The organism is Spirosoma validum (assembly GCF_014699035.1).
Taxonomy (GTDB): domain Bacteria; phylum Bacteroidota; class Bacteroidia; order Cytophagales; family Spirosomataceae; genus Spirosoma; species Spirosoma validum.
In genome coordinates this window covers 117186-139788 of sequence record NZ_JACXAA010000008.1, presented here as the reverse complement: position 1 = coordinate 139788, position 22603 = coordinate 117186, and the positions used below count along the sequence as shown (strand labels likewise).

At 47.8% G+C, this 22603-nt stretch carries 27 protein-coding genes; 5 read left to right on the top strand and 22 right to left on the bottom strand.

What is annotated here, in order from left to right:
• The first annotated feature begins 23 nt into the window (after positions 1-23).
• Positions 24-455 carry an SRPBCC family protein gene (locus IC230_RS20925; protein WP_191041003.1) on the top strand — a complete coding sequence of 144 codons (432 nt, stop codon included), beginning with the start codon at positions 24-26 and terminating at the stop codon, positions 453-455.
• 34 nt (positions 456-489) lie between these two features.
• Positions 490-867 carry a VOC family protein gene (locus tag IC230_RS20920; protein ID WP_191041002.1) on the top strand — a complete coding sequence of 126 codons (378 nt, stop codon included), beginning with the start codon at positions 490-492 and terminating at the stop codon, positions 865-867.
• A gap of 77 nt (positions 868-944) precedes the next feature.
• Here the strand turns inward: IC230_RS20920 and IC230_RS20915 are convergent, their stop codons facing one another.
• Positions 945-2153, bottom strand: a complete 1209-nt coding sequence (locus tag IC230_RS20915) for an acyl-CoA dehydrogenase family protein (protein ID WP_191041001.1) — start codon at positions 2151-2153, stop codon at positions 945-947.
• Positions 2154-2326: 173 nt separating this feature from the next.
• On the opposite strand from IC230_RS20915, the gene IC230_RS20910 reads away from it, so the two are divergent.
• Positions 2327-2962, top strand: a complete 636-nt coding sequence (locus IC230_RS20910) for a LysE family translocator (RefSeq protein WP_191041000.1) — start codon at positions 2327-2329, stop codon at positions 2960-2962.
• A gap of 53 nt (positions 2963-3015) precedes the next feature.
• On the opposite strand, the gene IC230_RS20905 is transcribed toward IC230_RS20910, so the two are convergent.
• From IC230_RS20905 to IC230_RS20835, 15 genes are all read right to left on the bottom strand, one after another.
• On the bottom strand, positions 3016-4731 hold the full coding sequence (locus IC230_RS20905; protein ID WP_191040999.1) for a hypothetical protein: 1716 nt from the start codon (positions 4729-4731) through the stop codon (positions 3016-3018).
• A gap of 88 nt (positions 4732-4819) precedes the next feature.
• Entirely contained in the window at positions 4820-5419 is a 600-nt protein-coding gene (locus IC230_RS20900) for a hypothetical protein (protein ID WP_191040998.1), read from the bottom strand.
• Between the two features lie 190 nt (positions 5420-5609).
• Positions 5610-6179 (bottom strand): collagen-like triple helix repeat-containing protein, encoded by a 570-nt coding sequence (locus IC230_RS34670; RefSeq protein ID WP_191040997.1) that lies wholly within the window; start codon positions 6177-6179, stop codon positions 5610-5612.
• Between the two features lie 163 nt (positions 6180-6342).
• Entirely contained in the window at positions 6343-6858 is a 516-nt protein-coding gene (locus IC230_RS20890) for a T9SS type B sorting domain-containing protein (RefSeq protein WP_191040996.1), read from the bottom strand.
• A 25-nt stretch (positions 6859-6883) separates the two neighbouring features.
• A complete protein-coding gene (locus IC230_RS20885; RefSeq protein WP_191040995.1) occupies positions 6884-7474 on the bottom strand; it encodes a hypothetical protein in 591 nt (196 codons plus the stop codon).
• A gap of 38 nt (positions 7475-7512) precedes the next feature.
• Positions 7513-7650 carry an NDNF family FN3 domain-containing protein gene (locus IC230_RS20880; RefSeq protein ID WP_191040994.1) on the bottom strand — a complete coding sequence of 46 codons (138 nt, stop codon included), beginning with the start codon at positions 7648-7650 and terminating at the stop codon, positions 7513-7515.
• Positions 7650-7967 (bottom strand): hypothetical protein, encoded by a 318-nt coding sequence (locus IC230_RS20875; protein ID WP_191040993.1) that lies wholly within the window; start codon positions 7965-7967, stop codon positions 7650-7652. The genes IC230_RS20880 and IC230_RS20875 overlap by 1 nt, the downstream gene beginning before the upstream one ends.
• Entirely contained in the window at positions 7964-8479 is a 516-nt protein-coding gene (locus IC230_RS20870) for a hypothetical protein (protein ID WP_191040992.1), read from the bottom strand. Before IC230_RS20870 ends, IC230_RS20875 begins: the two co-directional genes overlap by 4 nt.
• Positions 8480-8491: 12 nt before the next feature.
• Positions 8492-9694: an IPT/TIG domain-containing protein gene (locus tag IC230_RS20865; protein ID WP_191040991.1), complete on the bottom strand. Its 1203-nt coding sequence runs from the start codon at positions 9692-9694 to the stop codon at positions 8492-8494.
• 18 nt (positions 9695-9712) lie between these two features.
• Positions 9713-10243, bottom strand: coding sequence for a hypothetical protein (locus IC230_RS20860; protein WP_191040990.1), 531 nt, complete (start codon positions 10241-10243; stop codon positions 9713-9715).
• A gap of 145 nt (positions 10244-10388) precedes the next feature.
• A complete protein-coding gene (locus IC230_RS34510) occupies positions 10389-10967 on the bottom strand; it encodes a hypothetical protein (RefSeq protein WP_191040989.1) in 579 nt (192 codons plus the stop codon).
• A 62-nt stretch (positions 10968-11029) separates the two neighbouring features.
• Positions 11030-11878, bottom strand: coding sequence for a DUF3575 domain-containing protein (locus IC230_RS20850; protein ID WP_191040988.1), 849 nt, complete (start codon positions 11876-11878; stop codon positions 11030-11032).
• Positions 11879-11997: 119 nt separating this feature from the next.
• Entirely contained in the window at positions 11998-13011 is a 1014-nt protein-coding gene (locus IC230_RS20845; RefSeq protein ID WP_191040987.1) for a porin family protein, read from the bottom strand.
• A gap of 46 nt (positions 13012-13057) precedes the next feature.
• Positions 13058-13567 carry a hypothetical protein gene (locus IC230_RS20840; protein WP_191040986.1) on the bottom strand — a complete coding sequence of 170 codons (510 nt, stop codon included), beginning with the start codon at positions 13565-13567 and terminating at the stop codon, positions 13058-13060.
• 93 nt (positions 13568-13660) lie between these two features.
• Complete coding sequence (locus tag IC230_RS20835) at positions 13661-14068, bottom strand: hypothetical protein (protein WP_191040985.1); 408 nt, start codon at positions 14066-14068, stop codon at positions 13661-13663.
• A 367-nt stretch (positions 14069-14435) separates the two neighbouring features.
• Between IC230_RS20835 and IC230_RS20830 the strand changes: the two genes are divergently transcribed.
• A complete protein-coding gene (locus IC230_RS20830) occupies positions 14436-16328 on the top strand; it encodes a sensor histidine kinase (protein ID WP_191040984.1) in 1893 nt (630 codons plus the stop codon).
• Between the two features lie 6 nt (positions 16329-16334).
• Here IC230_RS20830 and IC230_RS20825 read toward each other — a convergent pair whose 3' ends face one another.
• The 6 genes from IC230_RS20825 to IC230_RS20800 all read right to left on the bottom strand — a co-directional run bounded on the left by IC230_RS20825 (position 16335) and on the right by IC230_RS20800 (position 22010).
• Positions 16335-16958 carry a response regulator gene (locus IC230_RS20825; protein WP_191040983.1) on the bottom strand — a complete coding sequence of 208 codons (624 nt, stop codon included), beginning with the start codon at positions 16956-16958 and terminating at the stop codon, positions 16335-16337.
• A gap of 158 nt (positions 16959-17116) precedes the next feature.
• Positions 17117-18241 (bottom strand): sensor histidine kinase, encoded by a 1125-nt coding sequence (locus IC230_RS20820; RefSeq protein ID WP_223860748.1) that lies wholly within the window; start codon positions 18239-18241, stop codon positions 17117-17119.
• Positions 18238-18903, bottom strand: a complete 666-nt coding sequence (locus tag IC230_RS20815) for a hypothetical protein (RefSeq protein WP_191040982.1) — start codon at positions 18901-18903, stop codon at positions 18238-18240. The genes IC230_RS20820 and IC230_RS20815 overlap by 4 nt, the downstream gene beginning before the upstream one ends.
• 8 nt (positions 18904-18911) lie before the next feature.
• The gene (locus IC230_RS20810; RefSeq protein ID WP_191040981.1) at positions 18912-19751 is read right to left on the bottom strand and encodes a hypothetical protein; all 840 of its coding nucleotides are present in this window, start codon (positions 19749-19751) and stop codon (positions 18912-18914) included.
• A gap of 74 nt (positions 19752-19825) precedes the next feature.
• Positions 19826-21145, bottom strand: a complete 1320-nt coding sequence (locus IC230_RS20805; protein ID WP_191040980.1) for a S8/S53 family peptidase — start codon at positions 21143-21145, stop codon at positions 19826-19828.
• 97 nt (positions 21146-21242) lie between these two features.
• Positions 21243-22010, bottom strand: coding sequence for a glycoside hydrolase family 16 protein (locus tag IC230_RS20800; RefSeq protein ID WP_394355502.1), 768 nt, complete (start codon positions 22008-22010; stop codon positions 21243-21245).
• A 247-nt stretch (positions 22011-22257) separates the two neighbouring features.
• Here IC230_RS20800 and IC230_RS20795 point away from each other — a divergent pair, with 247 nt between their 5' ends.
• Positions 22258-22527 (top strand): hypothetical protein, encoded by a 270-nt coding sequence (locus IC230_RS20795; protein WP_191040978.1) that lies wholly within the window; start codon positions 22258-22260, stop codon positions 22525-22527.
• Positions 22528-22603 lie beyond the last annotated feature (76 nt).

The following is a 22603-nucleotide window of genomic DNA, read 5'->3' as shown; positions in this document are numbered from 1 at the left end:
GCAACGCAACTAACCCAACATGTATGCGACGTGACCTGATTGTTTCTCAATCCATCGACATCAATGCCAGTCCATCAAAAGTCTGGACTGTCATGACTGACCCCGAATTGATTAAGGAGTATCTGTACGGAACCGAAACTGTGACAGACTGGCTCGTTGGCAGTGAGATCATCTTTCAGGGAGAATACCAGGATCAATCGTATCGGGATAAAGGCATTATTCTGGAAAGTGTACCAGAAGAACGCCTAAGCTATAGTTACTGGAGTGGCTTCTCGGGGGCTGAAGACAAACCCGAAAACTACTCGATTATCACGTATACCTTAGTCAGACAGGACGACAACCGCACTACGTTCACCTGGACGCAGGAAGGTTTTGCGACAGAAGAAGGATATAATCATTCCAGAAACACTACCGGTACGCTCCTGGAGCAGATAAAGGAAATTGCTGAACGCTAAAGATTTTCATTTACCTCAACAAACCTTTACGGATATGAAACTAAACGCAGGAATTATCACGACTAAACTGGCTGAAACGAAAGCCTTTTACTGCAACGTATTGAATTTCGGCGTTACGTTCGAAAACGATTTTTATCTCCTGCTGCACACGCCCAATCAGCAGGCAGAATTGGCTTTTTTGTTACCCAATCACCCGTCGCAGCAGCCGCTTTTCCAGCCTGAATTTGATGGAAAAGGCCTTTTCCTGACAATCGAATTACCAAATGTTGACGAAGAACATGATCGTCTACAACAACTAGACGTCCCCATTGCCATCAATCTACGGGATGAACCCTGGGGCGACCGTCATTTCGCGATTCTCGATCCCAACGGCATTGGCATCGATTTTGTTACGTATAAATCCAATGATTGAATGATCGAGTTGTTGAATGAGTGAATAAAAACTAGAATGTGTAGCGAATTCACTCATTCAACAACTCGATCATTCAATCATTTAAACGCCGGAATGCCTGTGATTTCAGCACCCAGAATCAGGAGTTGAATGTCGTGTGTACCTTCGTACGTACTGACCGATTCCAGGTTCATGAGATGCCGCATGATCGGGTATTCGCCAGAAATGCCCATAGCGCCAAGAATCTGACGGGCATCCGAGGCAACTCGCTGCGCCATCTCAACATTGTTACGTTTGGCCAGCGAAATCTGTGCGACGGTCGCTTTGTCTTCATTTTTGAGCATCCCGAGTCGCCAGCAAAGTAGTTGCGCCTGCGTAATACCCGTAAGCATTTCGGCCAGTTTTTTCTGAATCAGCTGGAAGCTCGCAATCGGTTTGTTGAATTGAATCCGTTCGAGCGCGTACCGCCGGGCCACTTCGTAGCATTCCATAGCCGCGCCCAGAGCACCCCAACAAATCCCATAGCGAGCCTGTTCCAGACATTTCAATGCGCTTTTTAGTCCATACGCTTCGGGAAGCAGGTTTTCTTTCGGTACTTGTACATCCTGAAAAATCAGTTCGCCCGTGCTACTGGCCCGCAGTGACCATTTGTTTTTTATTTCATTCGTTGTGAAACCGTCCATGCCCCGTTCAACAATCAGTCCTCGAATTTTTCCCTGATCGTTTCTGGCCCAGACAATGGCAATATCGGCAATGGGTGCGTTGGTGATCCAGAGCTTCGACCCGTTCAGCAGGTAGTAATCGCTACGTTCGATAAAGTTGGTTTCCATGCTACCTGGGTCCGATCCGTGGTTAGCTTCCGTTAATCCGAAGCACCCGATCAGTTCACCTTTCGCCAGCCGTGGCAGGTATTTTTTTCGCTGCTTATCCGTACCAAATGTAAAGATCGGGTACATCACCAGCGAGCTCTGAACGGATACGCATGAACGCATCCCCGAGTCACCCCGCTCGATTTCTTGCGTCATCAACCCATAGGAAATCTGGTCAAGGCCTCCCCCACCGTATTCAGGCGGAATCGTTGCCCCAAATACCCCGATCTGCCCGAATTTCTGAACAAGATGCATGGGAAATTCCCCGCGCTGGGCGCAGTCTTCCACAATGGGCGTAATCTCACGTTTTACAAAGTTGCGCACAGCCGACCGAACCAGCTTGTGTTCGGACGTCAACAGATCGTCAATGCAGTAAAAGTCAGGCGATTCGAACGAATCTACCTTCGTTCGGGGCGAAGTTAGGGTTGTGGCTTGCATACTGCATCAACTACAATTTGGAGGGCTTGTTACCAAAAAGACCTTATTTCAATAAAATACTGCCAAATAATCGTGTACACCCTTCAATTTAACCGGAATAGGGTTATTACCCACGCTAATCGCTCAAAGTCAGCTTATATTTGACTACCAACCTGAGAAATCGCCCAATCTCAATGACCGGCATTATCAACTTTGAAACCTACGTCTTATCAGCCATTTTGCTGAACGTAACACCTGGAAACGATACCATTTTCGTTTTGAGCCGGAGTATCAGTCAGGGTAAAACAGCGGGCATCATGTCGGTACTTGGGATCGCTACAGGTATTCTGATTCATACGACGATGGCCGCCCTCGGTCTTTCCATTATTGTAGCAAAATCAGACCTGCTTTTTGCTATTATCCGCTACGCAGGGGCAGCTTATTTACTGTACATCGGTTATAGAATGTTGCGAAACAGGCGCTCATTTGCAACGGACGATCCGACTCAACGAAAGTCGCTCAGCTTGTCAAAAGTGTACCTGGATGGCGTCATCACGAACATACTGAATCCAAAAATGGCCTTGTTTTTCCTGGCCTTTCTGCCGCAGTTTATTAATCCGGCATCAACCAATACGTTTTTGTCATTTCTCACACTTGGCGTTACGTTCACCATTACCGGAAGTATCTGGTGTCTGATTCTGGTCAGTTTTGCGTCGGCTATTTCGGCGAAACTGAAACGTAGTGTCAAACTTTCTTCTTCCATCAATAAAGCCTGCGGCTTCGTTCTGATCGGACTCGGCGTGAAGGTGGCTTTGACGGGTTCAAAATAATAAATTATTGTAACGCAGCCGGGCCGCGTCACAATAATTACGTATTCATCCAATCAATATCGCCAGCTTTTCAGATCAGCGCCCGGCGGATGATTCGCTTCAATACGTTTCAGGATTTTATCGACGTACATCGTGTTGTATCGCAGGCGGCTGATGTAGTTCGGTTGCGTTGGGTCACCGTTCCAGCAATGTTCGGCACGGTCACCGTAAGCCACTTCGCTACCAGCCGATGGATTCTTTACACTCTTCAGAAAATCTTCCATCAGATAGACCGCATTGTTGAGGTAGTAGTTATCCATATCGCCACAGTAGATATGGATTTTGCCGGTCACCTTCGGTCCGAGGGTTTTCCAGTCGCGCCGGAGAATGTGCATCAGATCGTAGTGTTCCCGCCAGTACGTAGCAACCGTGCTGTCAATCTCACCGGTAAGCTTATTCCAGATTCGTTTTGGATAGCCATCTTTACCGACAGGTGAATACACGGCTTCCCAAATATCGAACTGATCGCCGGAGCGCGAGTGTGTTCCTAAAGCCAATTCGCGATGGTTCGATTCTTCGGTCGTGCATTTCACCTGCCCGAGATAATTCCGTTGGCCGGGTCGGGGCGTTCGGCGAAACGGTCCTTCGGCATAGTACGCATTTTTGTCTTTGTACAGGTTGAAATTGGTGTAGGCGTCAAACGTAATGGGATCAGGACATGCCGCAAAACAACCATTGAACTCGTCGGGATAAAAAACCTGCACAGCCAGTGACTCCCAACCGCCTGTTGAGCCACCATACGCAAAACGCGCCCAACCCTGCCCAATTCCGCGGAATCGCTTTTCAATTTCGGGCAGGAGTTCGTACATAATGGCATCGCCGTAGGGACCCAGATTTTCAGAATTGACCGCATAGGAATCATCGTAATACGGATTTGCATGCTGAATCTCGATGATCAGCATTCGGGGAAAATCTTTGCTTGTCCATTTTTTGTAGAAATCATAGGCTTCCTGGGCTACGATTTTCTTATACCCATGAATATGAAACCGCTCAATGTAATCGGTCGTATCCATGTTGGCGGGTGGAGGTGTTTCTCTGAAACCAGCGAAATCGTCGGGAAAGTGTCCATGATAAATGCATAGCGGGTAACGGGCTTCGGGGTGTTCATCAAATCCGGCGGGAATCAATACGTGGGCACCGAGGTACATGGGCCGTCCCCAGAATTTGGTCAGTCGTTCGCTCTGAATTTTGATATGCTTGATAAACTTCGTGTCTTTCGGCTCTGGAATCGGTGGGTTCACCTGATCCATCACAACGGCAAACGTTTGCTTTGCACCACTACGTAGCGTGATTTTCTGCGGTTTACTCAACAAATTACCCGGCGCAGTCTGCCATTTCTGTCCCTCTCCCCGATCCATCGGTAGCTTCACCGTATGGCCGTCGCTGCGTTTAAAGGTTTCGTATTTATGCAGAACGGCCTGAACGTAGTAGTCGCCGGGTGCAAGGTCTTTTAAACTACGCTTGGGATAACCGAACGCACGGGCATCGACCGTAGCTGACTGCCCTGGTTTGAGTCCATCAACGTCGATTCCAAACAATTGAGCGGTTTCTACTGCATCGCTCACCTGCTGACGTGGCTCAACTTTATTCGTCTTTGCCAGAATGAGCAAGACACGTCCGTCGAGCGGTTTTGCTGACTGCGTAGATGGGAACGTAACAGAGAATATGGGCTGGGCGTAGGTTGTTAATGCCGAAATCCAAACGAATACAGTGAGTAGAAGCCGATTCATGGTCGTATTGAGGTTGATTAGCTCCTCAAACTACACAAAAACTGCTCATGTCAATTACCTAGCAGACAAAGAATCAGCGCAGCAGGCATTAAGACTTTGGCATACTCGCGCCCGGTTTACTACCAACAACAGGCACCGAGTTAATCCAGTTGCCGAGTCTCGACGGGTCGAAACCGACCAGGAACGCCAATAGTGATATGGTTAGCGAAAACCGATAATACAAAGCGGGGGCTGCCCTATCATCTATTTTCTGTGCCATATTAAAAATAGTGGTTACCGTATCGCCCTCTGAAGTAATCGACAAATTAGCGCCAACAATAAAAATCATATACACCAGAAATCCCCTCAGTGCCGACACAATCGGGCTTTCGGTCATGTAAAGTAAGCGCTGAAAATCGGGCGAGGTAGGGTCTAGTTTTGTGCGGTCGATATACCGAAAATAGTTATCAGCGGCCAGGTTGCTGGTCAGTCCACCCGACAAGCCAGCCAGTACGACCAGGAGGGCTACGTTGGTAGGCGTGTAAGCAAGCATGACAATCAGAAAATCCTGCAGTGATCCACAGTCTCTGGTCATTCTGCCCAGATAGATTCCTGAGTTGATTGTGATGCCAACCGTGAGCAACGTAAACCAGGCAAAGAAGCTACCTACAGCCAGCAGTTTGTTATAGGCAAAGTGAGATAATTTCATGGTTTGAGGAAGGACGTAGTACTGAGTTAGTCGAAAAAACCAATGTGGAAAGTAACACGATGCTACGTTGACCGTTGTTTCAATTCCCGTTTTCAGCAATAGGTAAGTGAAAACCAAACCTTACGAAGAAAGCCGTTGTCTGATCAGACAACGGCTCAATGGAGAAATCAAGTGTAAAGCGATTACTACGTCAGTTGGGCAGGTTATAATATTGCTTTACTTCTTCGTAGTTGGTGTAATCGACGGCGGCCTTCCGGCCATTGCGGAGGTCATTGGCTGGAATCAGTACTACCCGAACAGCCGTGGCACTTAAGACTGTTCCGGTGGTCAATCGTTTAATAAACAGCGTAGACGTAGCAGCCGGCGATATGTATGTTCTGAATTCGCCATAAGAACTTACTCCTCCAGGAATAGAATACCACAGAGTACCCGTAGTGACGTAAGTAAAATAAGCGCTCTTGCTAACAAAATCAGCGTTTACGCCCGTTAGGTTTAACTCAACCGACGCGTCTACCGTATTGGCCCAGCTTTTTGCGCCGTAACTTATCTGAATCACATTGGCATTTCCATTTTGCCCAGCCGGTCCCTGTGGTCCTGCTGGGCCCGTTGCACCTGTTGGGCCTGCCGGACCGGCTTGACCCTGTGGGCCGGGTTCACCGGATTCACCGGACTCACCAGATTTACAGGCTACAAAAAACAACGTAATGCTAAAAGCCAGCAGCAGCGTGCGTAGGAGTTGAGGAATGGAGGTTTGGAACATGATAGTACAGATTTCGTGTGAATTAATTTGACAAATGATAGTGCATCCTTGCACCAATCAGTTAGTCGCCATAACTCAATTAGAGCAAACACAAGCAGGCGGCCTTTTGAGCGAACGGTCATTTCTTACCGACTTACACAACCGAGTCGATGACCGATACGTATCATGGACAATTCAAAAGCGGATCGCCACTGATGCTACCTGTAATGAAGCCTCGATCCGTAAACTGATCACCTGATGTACAGCTCGTTCCATCTTTATTTAGGCAGGTACGTATCAAATTAAGGTGGGTTTGCAGTGAAAAGGGCCGACTCTGCGTAAAACGCCCCTCCACGCTTACTGCGTAGTTCGCTTCAGGAGCTGGTTTTCCTGCAATGCTACCATCCCACGACTTCGTGTAGTCAGCCGACTGAAAAACAACCCGGTTGCCTTGTCGAATCGTGATGAAAAACTGCTCGATTGAATTGGCTCTAGCCGCATACGTATCATTCACAGAATCTGAATTTGGGGTAAAGGCTCCCGGCAACCAAACCCCGGCTCCATCTGTATCGTAGTGCATAACTTCGCCACCGGCTCCATCACAATTGACAGGGGCTGAGGTTGATACATCAGGCGTATCGGGTGTGCAGGCAGTCATAGCGATAACCAGCATGGCGGTAATGACACGTGATGTGGGCATGGTTCCTTAAGAGTATAGAACACCGTTAGAGAAGCTCAATTTTTGTAATCGCGTAATCGTGCCCGCCAATAAAGCCCAGATTCTGGATACCGATGTGTATAACATGAATGTCGCTGGCCTTGTAGGAAGTATGGGTAGCCAAATTATCGACAAATGAAGCTGTCGGAACAACCAGTTGCTTTGGATTTCGATTGCCCTCCGTTTTGCAGACTACAGATTCTGTATTGTCAGACCAACTGGTTCGGCCGCTGTTCGAGAAAATCACTACGTTGATATTCAGATTTTGCGTGCTTCCGTTAAAGGAGATAAGCAGGTTTTTAAATTTCGTAAAATCAAGATGCAGCGGTTTGAGTGCGAGTTGCCCATTTTGTTGATCAATTCCTCCCCCATACTGTAACGTCAATCCGTCCATACTGTCGTAGCCAGCACTGACAATCAGAAGCCCGTTACGTACCTCCACCGATCCCTGCTGATTATGCGGGTCATCCGTAACGGCGAAACGTATCATTCTTGCCATCTGTGGATTCACAGACTGATACCGCGTTTGCTCTGTGTGAACTCCCAATGTCGTTCGGGTCATTGCGGTATTGAAGTCGTCGATCAATAAAGCTGCCATTGGAGTTGGTTGTTTAAGTGTGGTGATTTTTATAACTCTTATTTGGCCAGATAGACCTTTATCTTATAGGTTACCAGTTTCGTTGTAACCACGAACGCATCTCCATAGGCCGTTCCATTGCCATTCGTGGCAAAGGGACGAACATAGTACGTAGTGTTTGGCTTCAGACCATTCATTACGAACGTGAGTGATGTTTTGGATTCACACTCCCTACAGGAACGGTATACTCTTCTCGACTACCGGCACTAATTTTGGGCTGCGTTTCTGTTTCGAAATAAACCAATCCGAAGCTTTTTAGTGGACTGGTACCTGTGCCTGAAACCGCGATAGTTACTTTCGCCGATTCATAACTAATCTCATTGATCTTAGAGGCCGTTTGCCTACTAAATTGCGGAAGTGGATCATCAGGCGTTACTGCCGTTTCGTTTTTTTTGCACCCGGTTAACCTAAGCAATAGTATGGATACGGTGAATAGAACAATTTTTCGTTTCATTGCCGTGTGTATTTAAACGTAACGCGAATGTCTTTTACGCTGGTGGCCGAACTAAGGCCCGGAAAGGCGGCTGACGACAAACCCGCTCCCATAGCCTTCCCAACAGTCAGCCGATCAGTGGCCGACATTTTTTCGTAGACGGATACCAGGTTCATGTTCAGCACATTGCCATTCAATTCGTAGGCAAACGATTGGCTGTTGCCCGATGCCGACGTTAAGGCTACCCGTTGTTCGCCGTTGATGGTTTCAAGCGCGTAGGTTCCATTTGAGCTTCCTTCTGTGAACGTACCGTCTTTCCCGAAAACCAGCAACGTAGTGGAAGGCGTAACGGTTTTAGTATAGGCCTTGTCGTAGGTTTGCCCACCCGACACGTATTGGATGCGGGTAGTCCGTTCGGCGGCCGGTTTCCAGGTACCCGCCAGCGGGAAGAGTTCTTCGTTCATTTTTTTGCAGCCCTGTGTACCAATCCCGATTACCAGGAGAGCAAGCCAATGGAGTTTATTAATTTTCATACTGTGAAGGCGTTAGTTATGATATCCGGCAAAATTGTTGGTACGTATCAGAAGCCGTTCACTGCCAACCGCTTCGGAGCTTCCGGTTTGAGGGTCAACCCGGTAAAGTTGTTCGCCATCGACAACCATCAGATAATCGCCAACACCTGTCATGGCCTTGACATTGTTCCATTTTCCCTGTGTTGGAGGGAGTTTCGTTAACGTATTCGCGGCAAGGGCGTAACGATACAAGAGGCCATCGTTGGCAATGAAAAGTAACGCGTTATTGAGATCGGTTACCGCTTTAAAGCCTCCGAAGTTTACGGACAACACATTACCCGCACTTTGAGGCTGAATAGCCCCCGTAGCTGTAGTGATTCGATTGGAAAGCACTGTGCCATTAGTCTGGAGCACGTACAATACCCCACCAGCCTCACAGACAAAGGCCATATCGTTGCCGTAACGCGTACGTAGCTGGTCGGACTGCAAAAAAGTGCCGTTTAAGCCCAGAAAAGAGCCATCATACACATCGCGCTTGTTCCAGAGAAAGTATAGTGATCCTGGCCGGACTTTGCTGGCCGTTGCCGACTGAACACCCAGCCATCCACCGGTCCGTCCAGAACCATACGTTCCGCTCACAAAGCCATCAATGCCCCCCCCATCGCGCAGATCGCTGTACCCCCCTCCCCCTGTGCCGTTATTCTCGAAAATAATCATCCGATGGTAGTCCGTTCCTGTTACGGGTCGTCCCAGCAAGAGCATTTCGGCATTATCATACCGTAGTACCGAAGAAGCCATAGCACCCCGTTTTCGCCCCTGGAAAATATCCATACTCCATAGCCGGCCATCCTGAATGTAATAGACCATTTCGGTAAACCGGTTAAAAAGGTACTCGAATTCATTAGGAGCACGCCCACTTTTACCCCCCGTAATTACGTCAACCGGACCCGTTCCGCAGTTGGCTGGTACTTCAACCTGTGCAGTTGTCGTTGTAACAGACCCCCGCACAACGGTTGCCGCTTTGCCATTGACCGTTGCTGAAAAGTTAGCTGGGTCGAAATTTTCGCCAGTCAGCGTCAGCACCGTTCCGCCCCGCCCGCTCGACGGACTCACATTTCGAATCGTTAACGTAGCGGGCGTAACGGGTGGAGCCGATTCTTTTTTACAACCACTCATCAATTCTGCCAATACCAGCAGCGAGAAAACGATGTGCCGTATAGTCAATTGGGTTTTCATAATGAATCTGTTTGGTTACTATCGCCGATACGGAAATTTCTTCGCGGCACGTGCCATCAGCCCCTGCGCCATTTCTTCGGGGCTACGATAGCTGCTGTTCCAGTCGTCGTTCTGATACGTCCAGACCACGCGTTTCTCGGCAACATCGTAGAGCGTCAGGCTCAGGTTGGCTTCGCCTTGTTTAGGACTCAGGGCAAAATTTTCCGTTTGCCGACTCACCAGATCCAGCACGCGTGAGGCTGTGCGATCGAGGTTTTCTCTGCGCTGAAACCGGCCGCTAATGACCCCATCTACGCCCAGCGCCTGACACATCTCGGTTTTGGTCATGCTACGTAGTGTCTGATACGTAATGCCTTTACGTTTGAGCAGTGTGTTGGTATCGTCGATGTCCTGAAAATTGACGGCAAAATCTTTTTTTCGATCCATCAGGTACTGAAACACGCCACTCTGGTACTGATAGGCTTCGCGCTCTTCCTGCACACGTAGCCTATCAGCCGTTGTTTTTTTGAGTTGCAGGTTTTTCTCAATCTGCACATCGAAGGGTAGCATAGCATAAGTTCGTGCGGGAGCACTGCTGCCGGTAGAGGTAACCGAACGGCTACAGCTCGCTAGGGTCAGCCCCATAAGGCCGACAATTATAAGAAAACGGAGTGTCATGGTTGGTATGAAATTAACTGTTCAGATCAGGGGGTACTCAATCAGGCAGGTTGTAGGCTTTTTTAACTTCCTCGTAATTGCTGTAGTCGACAGCGGCTTTGCGGCCAGCCCTAATGCTACCCGGTATAATAACGTAGCGAAACCTGTTGCCCCGTAACGCAGTCGTCTCATATTCGTCCAACACATGTCCGTCGGTTGACTTCACTTCCACAATCAGTCCGTTAAAAGTGAAATTAGCGATCTCAAATGAATACCAGACGTTACCCCAGCGGCCGAAAGAAGGCAGAGGATAAACAGAACTTGTCCCGAATTGCTTACAATACATCAATACCGCATCCTTTGCTATAGATGTTGAGTTGATTGCAGGTACTATAATTTTCATCTGTTTCAATTGAGGCCTATCATATAAGCTCCAATCAGCATTAATCCAATCACTATAAATCACATTGGCCGTTCCGGTCGCACCAGTGGCTCCGGTCTGTCCGGCCGCGCCGGTTTGCCCCGTTGCGCCCGTGTCGCCTTTGGGGCCAGGGTCCCCCTGTGGGCCTTTGCAGGCAGTCAATCCCAACAATAACGTACTAATCAAAAGCAAGGTGTGGTTACGTAGTAGTTTCATGATTTTACTGATTTATATGGAAAATCAAACTAACGATTATGTATATACGCCGAGTAAATTATTTAAAAAACGTACCCGATACGTAGTGCTCCCGAGCCGACAATTACTTCGTCGTTGGCCCCGGTGATGATTGCTCCGGCAATTCCAAACTCGAAATTCAGTCGCGACGGCGTTGCTATGTTTACACCCATCACAAGCCCACCACCACCAGCGGTTTCGCTGTTTACGATCAGCTTATTGCTCTTAAAGCCACCCGCCTTATAGCTCATCAACGTACCGTTCAAGCCAATAAAAAACCCTTCGAACGAGCGTCTGGGATAAAATCGAAATTCAGGACGTAACGTAATGGACGATGTCGTATAACTTTCCGTCAGGGTTGTGCCAATGGTCGAAAAAACAGCCGTATGATTTCCGGTATGGTAGTCAGCCGCTACCAGAACCCCTACTTTTCGACCAACGGCATAGCCCAGGCCCACAGAACCTCCAATCAGTGTAGTTTCCAATTCACTGTTAAACTGGACCGATGGGCCAATCGAGATTACTCCTTTGGGTGCCGTTGATACCGACTGAGTGCGAACCGGTTCTGCTGATGCAATCGTCTGTCGGGTTGTTTCGGGCTGTGTGGACTTTTTTGCTACTGGCTGTTCGGCAGCGGTTTTAGCGGCTTCGACTCCGGCAAGTCTGGCCCGCCGAACCGAATCTTCGGCCATCATCTGCCGGGCCATTTCCCTGGCCAGCGCCTGCACTTTCTGAATGGAATCCTGCCTGGTCCGTGCTCTGGCGGCTGTCTGTTCGGTGGTTGGCTCTATACGCCGGGCGGCAGTAGCTGTTGTTGATCTGCGCGTAGTTTGTGCCTGAAGCATTTGACTACCCAGAAGCAGTGCGAGCGTAAGAACGAAAAATGGTTTCATGGATAGAAGCGGTCTATTCCGCCGATTAGTTATTTAGCTGACTCAAAGCTCGGTAGCTATTTACTCTCTCAAAATCCCATAAAAGGGTGATAGGGAAGACCAGCATGTTTTTTTGACCATCATCGATGAAGCGAAACAAGTATACCCACATTCGCGCTTAAACCGCGCTGATAAAAAGCCGACTTCTGCTCTTTAGCCAGATTCATTAACCCATGATGATAACGACCATCAATAAATACGTACCCGAAAGACGTAGGCAATACGACCCCAAGACCACCTACCAGGCCCACATCCAGGCGATTTAATTTATCTACCTGAATCGACTCGCTGTCTGCCTTCGAACGTACCAGTGTTCCTGTTCGTATGTTGTACTCAGCACCCTTATACGCAGACGTTCCACCCAGTAGATAGCGCACGTCTACTCCCGCCGTAACAATTATGTTTATAGGGCCAACGATAGGTTCTATCCGCAATAACACGGGCAGCTCCAGGGATTGCAGTTTATAGGTCGTTTTATCTTCGTAGCGATCTACCCCATTGTTCATAAGCCCCTTTGCCGTAAATAGCCCCCCGCGCTCGGCATAACCGGGCTCCAGTTGAAGCGATAGCGGGCTATCGCCAAACGGAATAGAAACGAGCAGTGCCGCGCCAGGAGCCAGATAGTACGATGGCTCACCGGGATCATCAACATCCGCCGAAATAGTCGGTTTGTTCAGGAGCAAACTTCCCCGTACTCCAAACAAAATGCCTCGCCGGGCAACCTCGTGGCTCGCTGAACCCTGCAACGGGCTCCTTGTAGCAGGTCGGGCAGTTGGGCGGCTAACCATTGCCTGGTTCGTTGATACGCTGTGTGCTGGTTTGGATCTGGCTTCGGCTTGTTGAGTTGCCAGTTGCCTGGCCCGTTGCAAAGAATCCTCTACAAATAATTGCCGGGCCATTTCTCTGGCCAACGCCTGTACTTTCTGAATCGAATCAAGTTTGGCACGTGTTCGTGCCGCTATACGCTCGGCAGCCGGTTCTGCTAATTTTTGGGGAACGGGCTTCGCAGCAACACTACGTGTTTTGGGGCGTGTTTGTGCATAAATCGTTACGTTGACCACCAATAAAAAAAGGAGTGTGAGTTGTGTTTTCATGGATAACGCGTAAGAAAAAGTGTGAATAGCACTATCAATACATTCCTCAAAAAATCCAGCCGACCGATACGCCGGGCAGAACCATCGTTAGGTTAGCACGAAACAGAAAGCCACTATAGGCTGTATACCGATAACCGATCAAGGGTGCCGCACCGTAAACCCATTTCGTTTGTCGATCCCGAAAAGTACCCCCCGACGTCATCACCGTTTCCATCGTTTGCTTTTCCATCCAGACGCCAGCATACCCAAATTCAACCATAGCCCTTCCCCGGCCTATACCATACGTCACGTAATGCGGTACGGTCTGACCGACCATGCCGGCACCGCCCGTAAAACCGCCCCCTACTCCAATGCCCAGATTGATGTACGTATGTTTGTCATCGAAAGCCCGATAATCGTCGGAGATACGTAGTGACCCATGCACCTGAGTACCAATACCCAACGTAGCGCCCAACAGATCTACTGAAAGACCAACACGCATTCGGTGGGGCAACACCTGAGCCGATGACGGCACGGCTATTGCGCAGACCGTCAGAAGGATAACTAATGATTTCATAATCGATGTGAACAGCTATTTATTAATTCAAAGGCCAGCAGGCAAAACCGGAGAAACCATCCCCCAAACAGGTATATAGCCTGTCAGGCGGCTCTATTGTACTCGTTTCATCCCCGAATCGCTCAGGCCGGGGGTCTCCATCGACAACGTATTAGCATCTTTTCTGGTCATCGTGCTTTTGCGGTATTCAACCGTCTTACCATCCGGAAACCGAACGATCTGCTCATAGCTCCAGGCATCGGCTCCGGTCGAGGTTACGTTGCGCCAATACTCTTCACCCACCACAAATTTGTGGATCGTATTGTTGGTGGGAACTTTGGTACCTTTTGCGGTTTTCGTCGTGGCGTCAAATACACATTCGGCACCGTTTGCGTATTGCCAGGTTCCTTTCAGAAAGGCGTAAGGATCGACCTCCTCTTCTTTTTTCTTACAACCCACTGTCAGTAGTATGATAAACATCATAAAGGCAATGGTGCGGATAGCGATTAACCTTGTGTTCATGAGAAAATGGTGTTTTAGCGATTAGTCCCAGATGTAAATGACTGCCTCAAAATTCGCAGGATGGCACACGCTGTAAAATCCCATAAAAGGGGGATATATGGTTCCCCAGTGGGACATTCCGGGAAGAAGAAAGTACGCAAAAGGCTACTCTGTAATCAAATTGGCCAGGCTGATGACGTAGTCATGTCGCATTCTTACAATGCTGCCTGCATCCACCAAACGATATTTGCGTTCACTGGCAGAACGTAACGAATTACCTTTTGCTAAAAGCCAGCGGGCAAACACGGGTTTTGTTACTATTTTTCCGTAAAATATCGACTAGCTTACAGGTTGCTCGTTTAGCTACCATTCACACCCACTCGATACGATGACTCGCCATAGATGTGTTCGCTTAGGGCTTCTTTCGCTACTTTTTCTGATTACTGGCTTTTCGAGTCTGGCGCAAACATTTACGTACCCGTTCGACAACGGCCGCGCTGACTTACCATTAACAACTTGTGTTCAGTATGCACCTACCTCTGCTACGTATACGCTGCTTAATCCGACGAATACAGAAGTTGATGTCATTCTGTTTCAGGAAGTAGACGAAATAGACGTTTATCGCATCAATGGCTTGAAACGTACCCTACTAGGCCGATCTGGATGGCTCTATCCGGCTCATCTGCTTCAGCTTGATCAGTACCCGGAATTTGGCTTTCAGCACCGAAACGGAGTGCTCTTCCAGCTCCCTCCTGCACAAACCGTTCATCTACAAGCTGTTTACCGCAATAAAATGTTTGCGAACACGGCCCTGCTTTATCCGCGCCTGTTCAGTCGGGCAGGTTACCAGCAATTTCTGGATCGTCAGCTTGCCGCTCATCTGCCTGTTCGAATGTTAGGGATGATTTTCGTGGGCTGTCTGCTGATTATGTTCCTGTATACAGGCACCCAATACATTATTTTGCGGGAACGCGTTCTGCTCTACTACGCTCTTTTTGTGCTGCTGGTTATTCTGCGTAGCGTCATACACGACGACTATCTGCACGTTATGGATGGATGGCCGCTGCTACGTTCGGTGGGTTTTGTGAGTCGCTTTTCGCTTACGTTTATGCTCTGGTCGCTGGCCGCGTATGGGCTCTTTCTACGGGAATACGTCCAGTTACGAGCACGCTCCCCCAAACTTGACCATCTGTATGCAGCCATGATCAGCGTCTTTATTCTGCTGGGCCTTGGCGATGTTTTTATCACTGTCGATAAATTCACCGTACCGGTCTGGCAACAGGTACATCGGGCGGTTGACGTATGTTTACTATTATTCGGCTTTTTCACTCTCTATACGCTCTGGCGTTTCTATGATGCTGTCACTAAATTCCTGTTCTGGGGTATTTTGTTCTTTTTCATCAGCGGATTAGGTTCCATCATTAATCGTAGTTTTTTTGGGTACTTACCAACGGTCTATGATACAGAAGTCGCCATTTTTGCGACGGGTTACGTGCTGGAAATCCTGATGTTTGCGTTGGGTATTGCTCAGCGCCATGAGCTAATCCGGCAGGAAAAAGTAAGCATTCAGGCACAGTTGATCGAACAGTTGCAGCATAATGAACAGAAGCAGGTGAAGCTCAATACCCTTCGCGACGAAATTGCCCGCGACCTGCACGACGAAATCGGCTCTCAACTCAGTAGCATTAGCATCTTAAGCCAGACGACGGCCCGTTACATATCGGATGAACGAGCCAAACAGCGACTCAGCACTATTGGCCAAACGGCCCGGCAGATTATGGAAAGTATGCGGGAAATTGTCTGGAGCCTCAATTCGTCCAGCGATTCGCTTCAGCACGTGGGGCTGCGTATCCGTGAAACGGCTTATAATCTGTTTGCGGATACGCCCACGCGACTACATATTGATCTGGCCGAAACAGACGCGGTACATGGTCTTAGCCAGAAACAACGGCGTGAATTACACATGATTGCCAAAGAATGCCTGATTAACTGCTTACGCCACGCGCAGGCGCAAAACGTTTGGCTCATGCTACAGGCGACGCCCCCGACGGTGTTGTTCAGCATTCGTGATGATGGCATGGGTTTCGACCAGACCACTGATTTCAGTGGTTTGGGACTACGTAGCATCCAGGCGCGGGCCAATCAAATCGGCGCCATACTTTCTATTGAATCGAATCCGGGAGCGGGCACAGTTATCCGGGTGAACTGCCCAACTCTACCGGAATCGGAACGTAGCACACCTTCCGCTCAACAAACCACTACGCTCTCGGCAATGTCGTAAGGTACGCTACGTTCGGTATTTTGACACGGCTTCGACCACGGAATGGACCTGCAATTTTTCGTAAATCCGTTTGATATGGGTTCGGACAGTTTCGATTCCAACACCCAGTTCGGCGGCTACGAGTTTGTAGCTCATGCCCTGCGCCAGATAATGTAACACCTGACTTTCGCGACTGGTAAGCTGGTCAAGATTAGCCGACTGCGTAGATCGGGAGGGAAACGTCTGAATTACCTTACGGGCAATGCTTGGCGACATGGGCGCTCCCCCGGCATAAACGGATTGAATAGCCTCAATGATCTGATCGGGAGAAGTTTGTTTGAGCAGATACCCCGATGCACCGGCACAAAGCGCGCGAAATACGCGATCGTCGTCATCGAAAACGGTCAACATAATAACCTCTACCGTCGGAAACTCCCGATGCAGACTCGTTACGGCCTGAATCCCATCCCGACCGGGCAAATCAATATCCATCAGTACGACATCGGGCTGTAGTTGATACGTCTGACCGTTTGCGTGCAAACAGTCACCAAAGGCACCTACCACCGTACACTCATCGGCATCATCGACCAACGTACTGAGCGCTTCACGCAGGGGCGCATTGTCTTCATAAATCAGAACACGTATTGGCATGGGAACAGCAAAATCGAACCGCCGGAGCGGAGTGAATGAGTGAACGATTACCGTGCGTTTTTCAGCTTCCGTTAGGGCGCTCTTTCGCTCTTTGTAAAGGTACACACAAAGACTGACCACCGGCTATCCCATATTTGGGGGATGGTATGGCACAGAATTTACACCGGGAAACGTAACGTAACATTCGCTCCCTGCCCGATGGTTGACTCAACGGTTAACGTACCGTTGAGCAGGGCTGCCCGCGTTTGCATATTCCGTAGTCCGTTACCGCCTGATGGATTCTGCCGCACCGGACTTTGCGTATTAAACCCCTGCCCGTCATCCTGAACCACCAGCACCAGATTTGCTCCTTCCCGACGTAGTGAAACGCGTACGTGACTAGCTTTTGCATATTTCGCTACGTTGGTAACGGCTTCTTTATAGATCAAAAAAAAGTCACGCCGGTTTTCGGCCGATAAACTTAGCTGGCGCACCTCAGCCGCTACGTCCATATCCAACGCTACGTGTACAGCCTGATCGGCGCTCCAGGCAAACAGGCTCGATGCTACGTCCGTCATGCGGGCAACGACCTGCTCCATCGAATCATGCGTAGGGTTGATACTCCAGACAATATCACCCATCGAGTCCATCACCTGCCGGGCCGTTTGGCCAATACGTTCGAGCGTAGCCTGGGTTTTAGCCGGGTCTTTCATAGCCGATCGGCGGGCTGTCTGACTCATGATACTGATGCTACTAAGATAGCTACCCATATCGTCGTGCAGATCACGAGCGATACGGTCGCGTACCCGTTGCAGACGCATGAACTGACGAAGACGGTAGCGATAGAAGAGGTAAAGAAAAGCACTGACAAACAATAACCCATACAGGAACATCATGGGCAAAAACCACCAGCGTAACCAGAGCGGTGATTCAACAATAATTTTCAGATGAGCGGGGGGAAAGTTACTTTGATGGATGTTCTGTACTTCGAATAACAGCTCCCCATTGGGCAAGTTAGGTAATACAACAAATGTATCTCGCGTATTCACGTACTGCGGCAAAAGACTACTGACTTTGTATCTATATTCTGGATTGTGGTCTTCAGATGCCAGATAGATAATGAGGTTATTATTAAAATAGCTCAGATGCACTACAGAATCTCCTTGTCGATAGGAGAAGGAAACAGCACTGGCATATGGACGCCTGACTGGCTCAACATGACTGATTCGAACAGGCTGGGCCAGACCAGAACTACAGATCAAATCCGCAAGCATTCCGAATAGCATCCAACAACGTAAATTCATACCACAGCGTTAGAAGATACCGAAAGTCGTTGCCTGTATAGAATCCCCAGAGCAAATAAACTATAGGCTACCGCGCCCATAATGACAACGAGCGTGTCCATGAAGAAATACAAATCAAGCGAGGTCTCAATAAAATATCTCACAAAACACGATTTTCCGGCTCTAAAGAAACCGAGAATAAAAAAACCAGTATGATAATACACAAATGGATTTTTCCGTAACGAAACTTCCGCCGACGAATCCAACAAATGCTTTAGATTGATAAAAGCCAGACTTGTCAATAGAAGCCAGGCTAATGTTTCAGTAACCGTATTAATCTGGTTGAAGCCCGTCCAGACGAACACTTCAATGGGTATTGACACAGTTATAGCTACTACTATAGATGTAACGATCCAACGACTCCGGCCAGAGTTGGCATAAAAAAAAAGAATAAGACCCAGTACTGCTAGAGTCGCTACGTAATGCATAAAGTGATTACGCATCATGCTAAATCGAAGAATAGTTGCTATGATTTCTCCCGTCAGTAAACTTAGCAAAAATGCAATGAGGCTCCGTTCCCGGCGATCTAACTGCCGCCAGACAATTAGGCCAGTGAGAATAGGCCAGACGATCACGATCATAAAGCCGTACCAGAGCCAGTCTAAAATATCATACAGAGACACACTCTTTATTAGTCAATTGTAGCATTACACGGTTGTCGAGGAGGGCACTCGGTAGGGTCGGAGTCATCTTTAACTGACCCGGCGCACATATAAAACGATTTACCCGCGCTGTTCTTAGCATCAGCAAATTCGAGCAACATAATACGCACACGCCCTGAATGACTGGGTATAGAATCATCAAGTCCGTCGTTATTCATCCCCATTCGAATCACTATATCCTTGGCTTTACCCAAATATTGAGAATCAGTCAGTAGTAATTTAAATGTCTTTATATCAAGACTATACCCACGTAGATCGGCATTAGAAGCGTCTAAACCAGACGTAACAGCAGCTTCGAAGCGTTTTAATAAGTCACGAGCCACCTTTAGTGAGAGTTGTCTTCCAAAATTCAATACGTAATGGCCTATTTTCTTTTTACTCCCATTGCCACCGCTGACCTCCTTTTTGTACGGATTATCCACTAAACTTATGGATAAAGCTTTGTTTGAATAATAAAATGATCCTGAAACAATCAGTTGAGGGATCATACATTCATCCAGACCAAAGCAAATTTTAATGTTTAGGCATTTGCCTCGTTCGAAATAGTCAAGTGTGCGTAGCAAAGCCTTTTTCTGAACGCTCAAGTTCAGCACATCGGGTAGCTGGCTACAGGCAGTAACCCCTTTTTCGGCTCGATAATAGGCTAAGAAATAATGAAGAAAGTTTTGAAATTCAGACCAACGGCCTGGGCCCCGGGTAAGGTCAGCCAGCTTAGTCTGGTATTTTTCATTCTGATTCGGCTTACCCTGATAATTTGTGAAGAAATCGAAGGCATCCCGTAACGGCGTTGTGTTAGTTTGCGGTAGCATAATGAATTAAGGGATAAATGGTGAGTAAGTAAAAAACTGTAGCCGGAATAGATTGCCTGCTATTCCAGACAACACTATGGTATGAGCGTATTAATGGCAATGGCTAGGTTTTCCCACTCGGGTAAACAGATAGGACCGGCCATTTCAACGGATTTTATTGGCCCACAACTTCCAAGAAGGCTTCTGACTTCAGCCGGGGTTAAAAATCTGCCTCGTTTTTTGGCATAAGTCTGAGCCCGAACCACCAATCCAGCAACAAATGATGTTGCTCCAGATGACTCATCAAAATCAGGCATACTACTGCTGGGGCGAGCATAACAGGTAACCTGTGGGCCATAATTACTCTGCACGAATTGCCCATTTGCATCCACCCCTCCCACAACAATGCCTGGCCAGCCTCCTGACCCAAAAATAGTCTTCAAATTCTGGCGTGAATTTTTATTCCCACCAGCTGAAAACAAAATAGTTACTCCCCTCAACTCTAACCATTGGGAAATGCAATAGACACTTTGGTCACACAGAACGGGATAAGTTGGAAGCCCAATTGTTTCAAGAAACGAATGAGTAACAAATAATACGTCTCCTTCGGACAAGCTTAATACAGTAGGGCTACTAAAGGCCATATAAAGTCGGACATTCGATACATTTCTCTGATTCGCTATGTCTTCACGCGTTGGATAATTTAACGAAACAAACTCGAAAGGAATAGTCGATTTAGTCCCTAAGCTTGCTACCGAACGAGCGAGCTTAACTGAATTTTGGCCATGTGAATTGATGTACTTCTCCGGCAGATAATCTAATAGGGTGAATATACCATCTCTGAGCTGTTGGTCCTGAGCGACTTGTTTTAACTCCTGGACACTGAAGTCCGTTCTCGCAAGATGAACTAATCGCTGCTTTCGTTGTATCTGGATTAACGTGGAATCTATATAGTAAAAACCGGTGTCATTAATGAGACGAGGCACTAGTCCAGGCCTAATTTTCAAGACATTAGGCATCAGCTGCTTTAGTATACGCAGAGTCTGTGAAGTATGCAGATTTGTAAATAAGTACCTTAACCAGTTTTCATTACCATTACCGGATAGGCCTAGTTGAACACGATTAGGATTTAAGTTTGGTAATAAATCAGCTAAGTTGTTACTTAAACTTATGATCCTAAACAGACGAAGAAACAGGCGCTGATCAGCTTTGCCAAGTGAGTCAATTACATCGGTACGATCGTCAAAAACCCATGCCCACCCAGGTGAAGAGGCAGGCGTTGGTGATACACCAAGCAGTTCTGCAAATTTATTGTTATTAGACGCTTTAATTTTTCCCTGGCTATACAGCACCTTAACGTCGTCTAAATCAGCAAGAAACAAAGCATAATTTCCTTTTTTCACTAATTCATTCATAACTAAGCTGTTTGTCACCAAAAGTACTAACCGCTCTTATCTCACAACATCCCATAAAAGGGGGATGCCTCATTCCTCTTTCCGGCCACCTCCTCTCCTACTGATACACCCGTACATAATCAACTTCCATGCGTTGGGGCCAGATGCGTTCGTCGACACCTTTCTTACCGCCCCAGTTTCCTCCCACGGCTACGTTTAGAAGTAAGTAAAACGGCTGATCGAAGGGCCACTGCGTTACGTTCTCACCCAAATCGGCTTTCTTAACGCTGTAATATTTCTGGTTATCGACCAAAAAATCGATCTGACTGGCGGTCCATTCGATGGCATAGAGATGGAAAGCCGACGTTACGTTGTTGACGCGTAATGTATCGCCTTTTTCTGTGTGCTTACCGTGGTTGTACGCTTCAGTATGGACGGTGCCGTGAATCACGCCTTCGTCATATCCAACATGTTCCATAACGTCGATTTCGCCACACAAAGGCCAGTCGGCGGTAGAAATGTTGTTGCCCAGCATCCAGATAGCGGGCCACGTACCAACGCCTTTGGGTAGCCTGGCCAGCACTTCGATACGTCCGTATTTCCAAGTCTGTTTACCCTGCGTAACGAGTCGCGCAGAAGTGTAATTATGCCCCTGAAACGCTTCTTTACGAGCTTCAATAATCAATTTGCCATTTTCAACGCGGGCATTTTCACTACGTCGGGCAGTATAAAACTGGAGTTCGTTATTACCCCAGCCGTTGCCGCCTGTTTCGTATTTCCATCTGGTCGAGTCGGGCAAACCCGTTTTATCAAACTCATCGGCCCATACCAGTTTGCGGGCACTTGACGTACTTCGATACGTTGGTTCACTACTTCGACAGGCCATGAAAATGGCTAAAACACCAATGATTTTGATTAGAATCAGTTGCTTCATTACGTAGTGAGATTTGCTATAGAAGCGCTCTGTTTTTTCGAACTTCTCGAAGCGTAAAATTTTAGTCGGTTTCCGAAAACCTTCAGTAAAAGATGCGTCTTATTACGTAGTAAACCAATATGGATTTAGCAAACGGTTACTTTCAACGTAGCATTACCACGCTTCATATTCATTATACCATCGAAACTCTGGAGAAACCATGAGCACATTCACAATTGATTTTCCCGGAACGGCCAGTCAGTTTACGACTAAAGCCAGTTCAGCCATTACCGAAAAAGGTGGTCAGTTTTTGGGCGATACAAGCACAGGAACGTTTCGGATAAAAACTGGTATTGGTGCAGTCGAAGGAACGTATCAGGTGATGAGTCCTGACTCAACGCAGCAAACACCTGTTTCGATTACGATCACTAAAAAACCGTTTATCGTATCAACCAACCAAATCAAAACCGCAATCAGTGATTTTTTCTGAGCATAACGTTACCTCACGCTAATCCCTCCCCTTGAAAATAAAGGGATTAGCGTGGGGTGTCGAATCAGAGTGGGTA

Bases quoted from the DNA above. Each gene is read 5' to 3' on its own strand.
- IC230_RS20885 (WP_191040995.1), bottom strand. From the start codon at position 7,474: ATGGCAGCTTTATTGATCGACGACTTCAATACCGCAATGACCCGAACG.
- IC230_RS20925 (WP_191041003.1), top strand. From the start codon at position 24: ATGCGACGTGACCTGATTGTTTCTCAATCCATCGACATCAATGCCAGT.
- IC230_RS20905 (WP_191040999.1), bottom strand. From the start codon at position 4,731: ATGAATCGGCTTCTACTCACTGTATTCGTTTGGATTTCGGCATTAACA.
- IC230_RS20900 (WP_191040998.1), bottom strand. From the start codon at position 5,419: ATGAAATTATCTCACTTTGCCTATAACAAACTGCTGGCTGTAGGTAGC.
- IC230_RS20830 (WP_191040984.1), top strand. From the start codon at position 14,436: ATGACTCGCCATAGATGTGTTCGCTTAGGGCTTCTTTCGCTACTTTTT.
- IC230_RS20920 (WP_191041002.1), top strand. From the start codon at position 490: ATGAAACTAAACGCAGGAATTATCACGACTAAACTGGCTGAAACGAAA.
- IC230_RS20890 (WP_191040996.1), bottom strand. From the start codon at position 6,858: ATGCCCACATCACGTGTCATTACCGCCATGCTGGTTATCGCTATGACT.
- IC230_RS20850 (WP_191040988.1), bottom strand. From the start codon at position 11,878: ATGAAACCATTTTTCGTTCTTACGCTCGCACTGCTTCTGGGTAGTCAA.
- IC230_RS20805 (WP_191040980.1), bottom strand. From the start codon at position 21,145: ATGAATGAATTAGTGAAAAAAGGAAATTATGCTTTGTTTCTTGCTGAT.
- IC230_RS20845 (WP_191040987.1), bottom strand. From the start codon at position 13,011: ATGAAAACACAACTCACACTCCTTTTTTTATTGGTGGTCAACGTAACG.
- IC230_RS34670 (WP_191040997.1), bottom strand. From the start codon at position 6,179: ATGTTCCAAACCTCCATTCCTCAACTCCTACGCACGCTGCTGCTGGCT.
- IC230_RS20865 (WP_191040991.1), bottom strand. From the start codon at position 9,694: ATGAAAACCCAATTGACTATACGGCACATCGTTTTCTCGCTGCTGGTA.
- IC230_RS20800 (WP_394355502.1), bottom strand. From the start codon at position 22,010: ATGGCCTGTCGAAGTAGTGAACCAACGTATCGAAGTACGTCAAGTGCC.
- IC230_RS20795 (WP_191040978.1), top strand. From the start codon at position 22,258: ATGAGCACATTCACAATTGATTTTCCCGGAACGGCCAGTCAGTTTACG.
- IC230_RS20810 (WP_191040981.1), bottom strand. From the start codon at position 19,751: ATGCTACCGCAAACTAACACAACGCCGTTACGGGATGCCTTCGATTTC.
- IC230_RS20820 (WP_223860748.1), bottom strand. From the start codon at position 18,241: ATGAATTTACGTTGTTGGATGCTATTCGGAATGCTTGCGGATTTGATC.
- IC230_RS20825 (WP_191040983.1), bottom strand. From the start codon at position 16,958: ATGCCAATACGTGTTCTGATTTATGAAGACAATGCGCCCCTGCGTGAA.
- IC230_RS34510 (WP_191040989.1), bottom strand. From the start codon at position 10,967: ATGAAACTACTACGTAACCACACCTTGCTTTTGATTAGTACGTTATTG.
- IC230_RS20840 (WP_191040986.1), bottom strand. From the start codon at position 13,567: ATGAAATCATTAGTTATCCTTCTGACGGTCTGCGCAATAGCCGTGCCG.
- IC230_RS20880 (WP_191040994.1), bottom strand. From the start codon at position 7,650: ATGAATGGTCTGAAGCCAAACACTACGTACTATGTTCGTCCCTTTGCC.
- IC230_RS20915 (WP_191041001.1), bottom strand. From the start codon at position 2,153: ATGCAAGCCACAACCCTAACTTCGCCCCGAACGAAGGTAGATTCGTTC.
- IC230_RS20875 (WP_191040993.1), bottom strand. From the start codon at position 7,967: ATGAAACGAAAAATTGTTCTATTCACCGTATCCATACTATTGCTTAGG.
- IC230_RS20860 (WP_191040990.1), bottom strand. From the start codon at position 10,243: ATGCTACCCTTCGATGTGCAGATTGAGAAAAACCTGCAACTCAAAAAA.
- IC230_RS20910 (WP_191041000.1), top strand. From the start codon at position 2,327: ATGACCGGCATTATCAACTTTGAAACCTACGTCTTATCAGCCATTTTG.
- IC230_RS20835 (WP_191040985.1), bottom strand. From the start codon at position 14,068: ATGAACACAAGGTTAATCGCTATCCGCACCATTGCCTTTATGATGTTT.
- IC230_RS20870 (WP_191040992.1), bottom strand. From the start codon at position 8,479: ATGAAAATTAATAAACTCCATTGGCTTGCTCTCCTGGTAATCGGGATT.